Raw genomic sequence first — 7,955 nt, forward strand, 5'->3', positions numbered from 1 at the left:
TAATTGCTAATGGCTAATTGCTAATTGCTAATGGCTAATTGCTAATGGCTAATGGCTAATTGCTAATTCAGGACTTACGCACAACCAAAGAAACCGGGTTTTTTGACGAAAATACTTCGTTTTTACCACAGATTCTCTCAAAAACCCGGTTTCTGGAGCCATGAACAGTTAACAATTAACAATTAACAATTAACAATTAACAATTAACAATTAACAATTAACAATTAACAATTAACAGTTAACAGTTAACAATTAACAATTTATTCATCAATAGACCATCCATCCTTAACGGAATCTTCCTCAATAATTCTTTTCGGACGCATCACTAGAATAACTTTCGCTAAAAGCTTGATATCGGGAGATTCTTCAAACCACTGTAATTCTAAATTGCCGTTGCTATCTGTGAGAAAATAACTATCAGCATCCCACTGCCTTTGAGCGCGGTCGGCGATAATTAATACTTCTTCAGGTTTGCCTTGTAAGGGTGTGGGAAAGCGATCGCTATTGGCCAAAAGAGCTACGGGATCTTCTGCTTTCCTAATCACTTGCCAACCAGGGACGGTTATCCAAGCGCCAGTACCGGAAAATTTGATCAGTTGAAAGGGCCCTGTTTCCTCAGTTAGGGGAACTGCTTGCCAGTCTGTAGTGGCGATCGGCATTTGACCTGCAACAGGTACGATCCGAGGTAAATCTTCCTCTTCTTCGACGCGATAGACTGGCAATCGGGGGGCGGTACGCTTCGGAACTACGGTAAAATCAGTGAGTAGTTGTTCGATTTGTTGACGCGCAGTGGGACTTGCGGCTAATTTTAAACCGCGTGCGATCAGGCGCGATCGCTCTTGCAGATCGCTCTTCTCCCTTGCCAATTTCCAACACTGGTAAGCAACTGCGTCCCCCGCAGCATTGGTAAATCCTGCTGGCGGCCGAATGCGCGAAAATTCCTTAACAGCTTTGGCGATTTCGTGCGCGTCGTCAGCATCCAGGTTGTGAGATAGTACCAAGGTAGCAGCAGCAACTCGTTCGTTTTGGGTGAGAATCCGAAACTCGTACAAAATATCGCTACCCTTGCGCCAAAAGTGCGATCGCACTTCCTCAGTGGCATCTGCATTTACTAAACTGGTATAAACTTGAGCGGCAACGCTGACCTGATTTTGCTGCACCGGCTCAAACCCCGTTTGTTCAAAAATCTGATTAGAACTGTAGCCAGCTTTGAGCAATGTCGCGCAAGCCTGTCCCCATTCTACCCAACTGCCCTCCTTGCGGCGGAGCGATCGCACTAAATTTTCCACATCCACAGCATTGCTAGAAGATTGAGGGCCCGAATTCGGTAAGTCTTGAGGTGTTTGAGTCATAATCGAATTACAAATTCAGCGATAGGTAGTTGTTATTGTGCAAACGTACAATCTGAGAAAGCCTCCCTTAAAGACTGGGAAACAACAATTCAGAAGTTGCACTCCCTGTTTTAGTTGGCAGGCGATCGCGTCAACCAGACAATCAAGTTTATACCCAAATTCTGTTAGGGACGCTCAGAAGACAAAAGCTGAAAGCTGACTTCTCAGTTGCAGTAGAGCTTAGGTTTGATACCATGTCACTATTGTTGCAAAATAAATGCTCACCCAAATCCGCTGAGGCGAGTTGATTGTATTCTTATGGATAATGCCCTTCCAGAGCTAGATAGCATTAAACGCCAGCTCATGAGCCTAAATCGACCGAAAAAGCCTAAGATGCTGGTGGTAGACGATGAACCAGACAATCTCGATCTCCTCTACCGAACTTTCCGGCGAGATTTTAACGTACTGAAAGCTGAGAGCGGAATTCGCGCCTTGGAAGTCCTTGGCGATGAAGGTGAAGTTGCTGTCATCATCTCCGATCAACGTATGCCGGAGATGAAGGGAACGGAGTTTCTGAGCAAAACTGTGCCTCAGTTCCCAAATACAGTACGGATTATCCTCACTGGTTTTACGGATATTGAAGACCTCGTAGACGCAATTAACTCTGGACAGGTATATAAATATATTACTAAGCCCTGGGACCCGAACGAACTCAAAGTTGTAGTGCAGCGGGCCGCAGAGACTTACGAATTGCTCAAGCAACGGACGGAAGAACTGCGCCGGGCCCAAATCCAAACGCAATTACTGGCAACTGTCATGCAGACTGCTCAGGACTCTGCTAGTTTGGAAGCCAGTTTAGAGCCAATTGCTGCGGCCTTCAGCGATAATTTTTTAGCCGATGCCTGTATCTTGCAACTGGTGGAGGGAAATGCTTTAACAGGGGCCGTCGGTACTCACAGCGCAGGTGGAAAGGTGGACAACTGGCTAGCTAGCGACCCTTTGGTGAAGGAAGCGATCGCTACTCAGACGATTCAATGTTCCCTCAATGTCTCAGCGGATACAGCCATGACTGATATTGCCCACTACCAGGCATCAGGAATTCAAGCGCATCTCGCTGTTCCCATCGCCTATCGCGGGGAAGCGATCGCTTTAATGTCCCTCCAGTGGAAGCATCCTAGCACTCTCCGCCCTGACGAACTGATGACGCTTCACTTGGCAGCTCAACAAGTTGCTCTAGTTCTAACTACTTTGAAGTGTTCTTAAGCGAGGATATATCAGGTAGATACTATCTTGAATTGTCAATGGGTGGCGATCGCATTGTAATTGTAAGGTGGGCGCTCGCCGCAACCATCTTCTTCTATGAGTTACAGGTTTTTTGCGGCGATCGCCCACCCTACGTTTAATTATGGCCGACTACTTACACAGCAAGGTTTATTTGCGTCTACCTACTTAAATCTACCAATTTCCCCACTTCCGCAAATTTTATTCACCAGAATTATCTTGCTGATTCCTTTGATTTAACAGGATATCGAGCATCCGCATTGTCTCCCTTCTCAAACCATCGATATTAGTTTGTTGTCGGTCTATTCTTTCCTCTATTTGAATCATCCTTTCTTGCTGTTGAGCGATCGTCACTTGTTGTTGAGCGATCAGTTGTAATATTTGCTGCCGTTCTTCTCTGGCCTCTGCTGCCGTATTTGCTAATGCTTGAATCACGCGAGCATTGCTATTGGCTATATTCGCTGTTTCCTCTACCTGATTAGCGAGTCTATCTAGTCTGTCATCATCCCAGTGTTCTGTTGCCATAGATTTTTTTGACTCTGTTTTTCTATTATCTCATAAAACGCGATCCGCCTTGATTAAGTCGTAGGTCTTTTGAACGATTGGTAATTTTTACGTAGGAGGATATTACTCAGAAAAGGCCATTTTTGACAGCACTTACGCACCCAACCAAAGAAACCGGGTTTTTTACGAAAATACTTCGTTATGACCCACAGATTCTCTCAAAAACCCGGTTTCTGGGGCCCCAGTAAGTCCTATTTGAAAAAATAAATCGAGTCGCCAGAGGCGATCGCTCCAGTGTAAAGGGAAGAAGTGTATAGCGCAAAAGGGCAAAAATGTCAAGAGCTAAGGAAGCCACGCGATCGCACAAACAAGACGAAAACCGAAGTTGAAGTAGCGAACGCCCGGCACAAGGTTGTAGCCGCGAATCGCAGCGCGGCAACTGACGGGATTGAGGTTCCACGAACCACCGCGCAGCAGCCGAGTTCGGTTGTTATTCTTAATATTGACTAATAAATCAATATAATTTTGGTAATGATTATTATTGTTTTCATCCCAGACGCTACTATCTGTCGGTGCTCCCTTGTAATTATCATGCCAAGGGTCTGCACACCACTCCCAGACGTTTCCGTGCATATCATAGAGTCCGAAGGCATTAGCGACTTTAAAACTGCCTACTGGTGTCGTTTTAAATTGCCTTCTGTAATGGTGAGGGTGACTTTTGAATTCATTTTAATCTATGATTGTTAAGATCCTAAACTTTACAAGTCTCAACGTGAGATGAAGATTCTAACATTGATGCGTCTGGAGTCTTACCCTGACTAACTGCAATCTTTGTCTTTAATCCTAAAGCCTTCAGCAAAATAATAAATCGGTAAATCTCTTCTCCTCCTGATGCTTTTAGCAATTCCTGAAGTCGATCCCAATTCTGTTTATCTTCTTCAGCCATTATAGAGACTTTACATTGAGATTTAACCACATCTCTGAGTACCGTCAGTAACAGTTCCGGTTCGGGTTCTTTTTCTTCTAAAATTGCTTGAATATAAGCAGCAGATTCTTCAATTTTTTCGAGAGATTTAATCAGATAGTCTTGGTAACTATGAGTTTTAGGCATCGTTTCTACTCCTAAATTCTATCCAGTATTCTTTGGCTTTGCGAATATCTCGATCTTGGGTACTTTTATCTCCACCGCAGAGAAGCAGTACAATAGTTGAGTCTCTTTCTCCAAAATAAACCCGGTAGCCTGGGCCATAGTCAATTTTCAACTCAAAAACACCTTCTCCTACTGATTTACAGTCTCCTAAATTACCAAGAGCAACTCGCTGAAGTCTACCTTTTATTTTAGCTTTCCCTTCGCGATCGCGCAAGGAATCAAGCCACTCTTCAAAAGGGATTTTTCCCTCTAAGGTTTCATAGGTTTGAATTTCTCTCGGTTGGACTTCCATGATTTCATTGAATACAAACCTTTGCCTCAATTGTTAATATTTGAGTTCGGTCGGTTTGACACAGAAGATTATAGCTTATAAGCGTTGCTTTGACAATTGAATGATACCCCAAGGCATCTTGACAGACAGTACAGCTTTAAAATATAATTAGTTTCAACTCAACACAAATTTTTATCCCATGAAAACAGTTGACAAAAGTCAATTAAAAGCTAATTTACTAGAATTTTTGCAACTTGTCGAGCTAGAAGGCGAAGAAATTTTAGTAACAGATGGAAATAAGCCAGTTGTAAGAATTTCTCAGTATGAAAAGACTGTTTCAACGGAAGAATTATTTAAGAATATGCGGGGGAAAGTCAAATATTTTGACGACTTAACTACCCCAACAACTGAAGAATGGCAGGAAGTATGACTATTGTCCTTGATACCTGCGCTCTCATCTGGTGGAGTGTAGATCCAGAGAAGCTTTCTCAAGGGGCAAAAGCAGCTTGTCAGCAGATGGAACAAGATAAAAATGGTTTAGTTCCATCCACAGCTATCTGGGAAATAGCTATTAAGATCAAATCTACTCTTTAGTAATTTGGTAAATTGAAAGTGCTAGGTATCGGAAACGTAGAAAGCTCATGGTTTCGTGGTTTTTGCCTTTGTTATAAATCTTAACGAAACTCTGAAACGCTTAGATGTTACAGTTTACAAGTCTCGAAGCGAGAGAAGAGAACCAGACGACCCATCACCCACTTCGCCGCCGGGAGGTGTCCCTGGTACTTGTGGAATTCGGTGCCTAAAGCAACTTCCTCATACTCCAACCAGTTACTATTCACACGCCAACCTACGCGATCGCCCCACGCTTCCCAAATTTTACTATCATCTTCCCTGGTTCCGCCCAGACTTTGATAGATGCGCTTCTGCACCGAAAAGCCAAAGCGTCCATTACTGTATTTTACCCAAAGTTGGTCAATCGTTCGCAAGTCTTCACAAGGAAAATTATCTATTGATGAGCTATCCAGCCATCCTTCTTCCTCCCTACCCGCCACCTTCAACATCACACTCGCTGTTTCTCGATCCGCCTGTTTCCAATTTCCTGCTGCTAATAAATTACGCAAGTTTATATAATCCATCCCCACGGCAGAAATCAATTGTACCTCATTAGTCGCCTGTTTAGGCATCACTAAATCCAACCATTCCTGCACCGACTGGGGGCGATTATACGGTTCCCAATTCATCCCCCTAATAATCGCTGCATTCACCCTATCACTAATTTTATTGTTATGCTGTTTCGGCGGAGTCAAAGGAATATTTCCCTTCCTAATAAAATGGGACGCAAATGGCAACTCACCCCTCAGCCTCACATACATCGTCATACATTGGGACGGAAATGGCAACTCACCCGTCAGCATCACATACAGCGTCGCCGCCAAAGAATAAACATCAGTATATGCACCAAAGTCTGCTCCTTCTCCCAACAATTCCATAGGTGCAAAACACTCAGTGCTAAAATTACTATTAGCCCTGAACTTTACCGGTACTGTCGCCTGTCGCGCCAAGCCAAAATCTATCAAAACCGCCTCAAGCCCCTGCTTTCTCAACATAATATTTTGAGGTTTAACATCCTGATGAGTAAATCCTTGCTGATGAATAAATCTCAAAGCATTTCCCACTTGTTGAATAATTGGCAAAGCCTGAACTTCCGACAAAACGCCGTTATCTTCCAGATATTCAGCTAAATCAATCCCGTCGATTAACTCCATCACCATGCACCATAAATCGCCCTCTGGAAAGACCTCATAAACTTCGACAACATGAGGATGACTGCACTTTGCTAAACACAGCGCCTCATTCATAAACTTGCCTTGGCAATTGACAAAATCTGTCTTTCCTTGTTGGATAGCATTCAGCGTTTTAATCGCAACTAACTTACCTTCTTTGCGATTTTGAGCGCGGTAGGTGACACCGAAATCGCCGCCGCCGAGAATTGCTTCTATTAAATATTTGCCTTCGTGCAGTTGTTGTCCCGGTGCCCAGTGCTGCATATTGGTGTGCGATGCTGTGTAGATACTGCAAATTGTAGCAGATGAGCCTTGCCTGTGCAATTTACAATTCTTATTACTATGTTGAAATTTACTCTTTTATTTCTGTTTCAGAGTAGGAATAATCATGTCAAATGATTGCGAGCGAAGCGAAGCAAGCTGCTGGGATTGCTTCGCTTCGCTTGCAATGACAGATCGCAAGTAATTTGCCTGACATGATATAATAAGTTAACGGTTAACCGTTAACTGTTAACCGTTAACTATTGAGATTTACTCCCCGCTGTTTCTTGTTTCTTATTTTGCTGCATAGCCAGCAATTCAGGAATAGTTACAAATTTAAAACCTTTCTGCTTAAGTCCATTAATAATCTCAGGTAAAGCTTGCACAGTTCGATCGCGATTTCCCCCACCATCGTGCATCAATACAACCGCACCAGAACGTGCTTTTGAAAGCACATCATCAACTATAGTCGTCGCCGGCGGCATGAGAAAATCTTTAGTATCTATCGACCACATGACAATGACATAATTTTTCTTTTTAGCATAATCTGCTAAACCATTCTTCAAACGACCTCCAGGGGGTCGAAATAAGAAAGATTTCGCTCCTGTCGCTCGATAAATATGCACGGCAGTATTATCAATTTCAGCGGCCGCTGTAGCAATATCTACATTACGATAGAAGTGATGCCAAGTATGATTGCCGATCGCATGGCCTTCTTTCACTACTTGCTTAGCAATTTCTGGATATGTTCGTAGATTAGCACCTAAGCAGAAAAATGTGGCTTTAATCTTTTGCCGCTGCAAAATTTCTAGTATTTTGAGGGTATAAGGAGATGGCCCGTCGTCAAAAGTGAGAGCGATTGCTTTTATTTTATTGTCGAGAGTTGCTTGATAAAATGTCGTCCCCCGCAGTTGCGGCGGTGGCGCGAAAACTAATTGTTCTTCTTTCGGTTTGGGTGTAGGAGTTGTGACAGGTGGGTTTTTTGGCGGGGTAGGAGGAGTGTTTGGGGGTGAGGGAATGGGGAGAGGTTCAGTTTCAATTTCGCGATCGCTATTTTTCATCTGTAGCGGAGGATTGGATGCAGCGCTTTGTCTGTAACCGAGTAAAACTGCAACTGTAACAATTAAACTCATGGCCATAAACGTTGGATATAACCATTTCTGACTTAGGCAATGCCGCGATTTATTGTTCAAAGGAAAGATATCCTTATTCAATAGGGAAAATGCCGAAAATATGACATTTTTACTGCCGACTACTTCCCAAACTCAGCAGTTCCCTATTTTAATTTTTCTTAATGAAGAGAGGTATAGCAGGAGGTAGAAGGCAGGAGGCAGAAGGCAGGAGGCAGGAGGCAGAAGGCAGGAGGCAGGAGG

The 7,955-nt window shown here is 43.5% G+C and carries 10 protein-coding genes and 1 pseudogene; 4 read left to right on the forward strand and 7 right to left on the reverse strand.

What is annotated here, in order from left to right; genetic code table 11:
* Positions 1 to 260 precede the first annotated feature (260 nt).
* Positions 261 to 1,352 carry a RuBisCO accumulation factor 1 gene (locus PN499_RS14225; protein ID WP_272032624.1) on the reverse strand — a complete coding sequence of 364 codons (1,092 nt, stop codon included), beginning with the start codon at positions 1,350 to 1,352 and terminating at the stop codon, positions 261 to 263.
* A gap of 297 nt (positions 1,353 to 1,649) precedes the next feature.
* Here PN499_RS14225 and PN499_RS14230 point away from each other — a divergent pair, with 297 nt between their 5' ends.
* Both PN499_RS14230 and PN499_RS14235 read left to right on the forward strand, forming a co-directional pair.
* Entirely contained in the window at positions 1,650 to 2,594 is a 945-nt protein-coding gene (locus tag PN499_RS14230; RefSeq protein ID WP_272032625.1) for a response regulator, read from the forward strand.
* Positions 2,585 to 2,734, forward strand: coding sequence for a hypothetical protein (locus PN499_RS14235; RefSeq protein WP_272032626.1), 150 nt, complete (start codon positions 2,585 to 2,587; stop codon positions 2,732 to 2,734). Before PN499_RS14230 ends, PN499_RS14235 begins: the two co-directional genes overlap by 10 nt.
* A 79-nt stretch (positions 2,735 to 2,813) precedes the next feature.
* Here the strand turns inward: PN499_RS14235 and PN499_RS14240 are convergent, their stop codons facing one another.
* From PN499_RS14240 to PN499_RS14255, 4 genes and pseudogenes are all read right to left on the reverse strand, one after another.
* A complete protein-coding gene (locus PN499_RS14240; RefSeq protein WP_272032627.1) occupies positions 2,814 to 3,137 on the reverse strand; it encodes a hypothetical protein in 324 nt (107 codons plus the stop codon).
* A 321-nt stretch (positions 3,138 to 3,458) separates the two neighbouring features.
* Positions 3,459 to 3,812 (reverse strand): annotated as a pseudogene (locus PN499_RS14245) (formylglycine-generating enzyme family protein); the annotation flags it as partial.
* 55 nt (positions 3,813 to 3,867) lie between these two features.
* Positions 3,868 to 4,227 (reverse strand): transcriptional regulator, encoded by a 360-nt coding sequence (locus PN499_RS14250; RefSeq protein ID WP_272032628.1) that lies wholly within the window; start codon positions 4,225 to 4,227, stop codon positions 3,868 to 3,870.
* The gene (locus PN499_RS14255; protein ID WP_272032629.1) at positions 4,220 to 4,558 is read right to left on the reverse strand and encodes a type II toxin-antitoxin system RelE/ParE family toxin; all 339 of its coding nucleotides are present in this window, start codon (positions 4,556 to 4,558) and stop codon (positions 4,220 to 4,222) included. The genes PN499_RS14250 and PN499_RS14255 overlap by 8 nt, the downstream gene beginning before the upstream one ends.
* A 178-nt stretch (positions 4,559 to 4,736) precedes the next feature.
* Between PN499_RS14255 and PN499_RS14260 the strand changes: the two genes are divergently transcribed.
* Entirely contained in the window at positions 4,737 to 4,967 is a 231-nt protein-coding gene (locus PN499_RS14260; RefSeq protein ID WP_272032630.1) for a type II toxin-antitoxin system Phd/YefM family antitoxin, read from the forward strand.
* Positions 4,964 to 5,131, forward strand: coding sequence for a type II toxin-antitoxin system VapC family toxin (locus PN499_RS14265; protein ID WP_272032631.1), 168 nt, complete (start codon positions 4,964 to 4,966; stop codon positions 5,129 to 5,131). Before PN499_RS14260 ends, PN499_RS14265 begins: the two co-directional genes overlap by 4 nt.
* A gap of 107 nt (positions 5,132 to 5,238) precedes the next feature.
* Here PN499_RS14265 and PN499_RS14270 read toward each other — a convergent pair whose 3' ends face one another.
* Both PN499_RS14270 and PN499_RS14275 read right to left on the reverse strand, forming a co-directional pair.
* Positions 5,239 to 6,585, reverse strand: a complete 1,347-nt coding sequence (locus tag PN499_RS14270; RefSeq protein ID WP_272032633.1) for a serine/threonine-protein kinase — start codon at positions 6,583 to 6,585, stop codon at positions 5,239 to 5,241.
* A gap of 257 nt (positions 6,586 to 6,842) precedes the next feature.
* A complete protein-coding gene (locus tag PN499_RS14275; RefSeq protein WP_272032634.1) occupies positions 6,843 to 7,775 on the reverse strand; it encodes a polysaccharide deacetylase family protein in 933 nt (310 codons plus the stop codon).
* Positions 7,776 to 7,955 lie beyond the last annotated feature (180 nt).

The organism is Kamptonema animale CS-326, from assembly GCF_028330895.1.
Classification (GTDB): domain Bacteria; phylum Cyanobacteriota; class Cyanobacteriia; order Cyanobacteriales; family Microcoleaceae; genus Kamptonema; species Kamptonema formosum.